Here is a 2,381-nt window from a genome sequence, read left to right as displayed (position 1 = left end):
GGCAAGCTGGATCGCAAGGCGTTGCCGGCACCGGATCAGTCGGCGGTGATCAGCCGCGAATACGAAGCTCCCCAAGGGGAAGTGGAAAGCGCCATTGCCCGGATCTGGCAGGATTTGCTCAAGCTCGAACGAGTAGGTCGCCACGACAATTTCTTCGAACTGGGCGGTCATTCGCTGCTGGCGGTCAAGTTGATCGAGCGCATGCGCCAGATCGATCTGAGCGCCGACGTGCGGGTGCTGTTCGGCCAGCCGACATTGGCTGCGCTGGCTGCTGCCGTCGGCGGACACGCAGACGTCGTGGTGCCGGCCAACCTCATTCCCGCTGGCTGCACGCGAATCACCCCGGACATGTTGCCCCTGGCCGATCTGGACCAGGAGGCCATCGACCGGATCGTGGCCGCCGTGCCTGGCGGCGTCGCCAACGTGCAGGACATCTATGCCCTGGCGCCGTTGCAGGAAGGCATTCTCTACCATCACCTGGCCGCGGAGCAGGGCGACCCCTACGTGTTGCAGGTGATGTTCGGCTTTGACAGTCGCGAGCGCCTGCAAGCCTTTGCCCAGGCTTTGCAGAGCGTGGTGTCGCGCAACGATATCCTGCGCACCGGCATGGCCTGGCAGGGCCTGGAGTCACCGGTGCAGGTGGTCTGGCGCCACGCGACGCTGGCCCTTGAAGAAGTCGGGCTGGATCCGGCGGCGGGCGATGCAGTGCGACAGTTGCACGAACGCTTCGACCCGCGTCACTACCGCCTCGACATCGCCCAGGCACCGTTGATGCGGCTGGCCTATGCCCAGGATCTGGCGAACCAGCGTTGGGTCGGGATGCTGCTGTTCCATCACGTGGCGCTGGACCACACCGCCCTTGAGGTGGTGGTGCATGAAATGCAGGCCAGCCTGCTGGACCAGGCAGAGCTGCTTGCACCGGCTGTGCCGTACCGCAATCATGTCGCCCAGGCCCGGTTGGGCGTGAGTCGTGAACAGCACGAAGCGTTCTTCCGCGACATGCTGGGTGACATCGACGAACCGACGTTGCCGTTCGGTCTGCTGAATGTGCAGGGCGACGGCAGCGGCATCGAAGAAGTGCAACAAGGCGTGGATGGGGCATTGGCCCAGCGCTTGCGGGCGCAGGCTCGTCAGCTCGGGGTGAGTGCGGCGAGCCTGGTCCACCTGGCCTGGGGCCAGGTGGTCGGGCGCGTCTCAGGGCGTGAAGAAGTGGTGTTCGGCACCGTACTGATGGGCCGGATGCAGGGCGGCGAGGGTGCGGACCGGGCGCTGGGGATGTTCATCAATACCTTGCCGCTGCGGGTGAGTGTGGGGCACATCGACGTCCGTACAGGCGTGAAGGCCACCCACGCCCGGTTGAGCGGATTGTTGGGGCATGAACATGCTTCCCTGGCATTGGCCCAGCGTTGCAGCGGTGTACCGGCCTCGCTTCCATTGTTCAGCACGTTGTTGAACTATCGGCACAGCGCCGGTGAAGCCGCGTCCGAGCAGGCCATCGCGGCCTGGCACGGGATTCACACCCTGGGCATGGAGGAGCGGACCAACTACCCGTTGTGCCTGAACGTCGACGACCTCGGCGAAGGTTTCCTGCTGACAACCCAGGCGGTGGTCGAAGTGGGTGCGCGACGTGTCTGCGGCTACATGCATATGGCGTTGGAGAGCCTGGTGCAGGCGCTGGAGCATGCACCTGAGGCCCCGTTGCGCGAGTTGTCGATCGTACCTGTCGACGAGCGCGAGCAATTGCTGGTGGCGTTCAACGCCACTGACGCCGAGTACCCACTGGAACAGACCATCCATGGATTGTTCGAGGAGCAGGTGGCGCGCACGCCGGATGCACTGGCGGTGCGTCATGGCCGGCACCAGCTCAACTATCGCGAGCTCAACGGGCTTGCCAACCGGTTGGCCCATTACCTGCGCAAACAGGGTGTGCAGCCGGACTCGCGGGTGGCGATCTGCGTCGAGCGTGGCCTCGACATGGTCGTGGGCTTGCTGGCGATCTTGAAGGCGGGCGGTGGTTATGTGCCGCTGGATCCGACGTATCCGGCGGATCGGATTGCCTACATGCTCGAGGACAGCGCCCCGGCGGCGATCCTGGTGCAGGCGGCCACGCGAGGCTTGCTGGGTGAGACGGTGGTCCCGTTGATCGATCTCGACAAAGGTATCTGGCAGGACGAGGCTGCGCCCAATCCGCAGGTCGACGGCCTGACGTCGGCGCATCTGGCCTACGTGATCTACACCTCCGGTTCCACCGGTTTGCCCAAGGGTGTGATGATCGAACACCGCAACACGGTGAATTTCCTGACCTGGACCCATCGTTCGTTCGATGCGCAAACCCTGTCGAAAACCTTGTTCTCGACCTCGCTGAACTTCGACCTGGCGGT

General features: G+C 64.3%; 1 protein-coding gene. It reads left to right on the top strand.

The window, feature by feature from the left end; genetic code table 11:
* Window positions 1–2,381 (top strand): AMP-binding protein (locus BM317_RS29560; protein WP_139236103.1); only part of this gene is annotated, 2,381 nt, incomplete at both ends.

It is taken from the genome of Pseudomonas sp. NFACC24-1, assembly GCF_900115235.1.
GTDB classification, from domain to species: Bacteria; Pseudomonadota; Gammaproteobacteria; order Pseudomonadales; family Pseudomonadaceae; genus Aquipseudomonas; species Aquipseudomonas fluorescens_AA.
The sequence above is the reverse complement of the archived record's forward strand: the minus strand, read 5'-3'. Positions and strand labels throughout refer to the sequence as shown.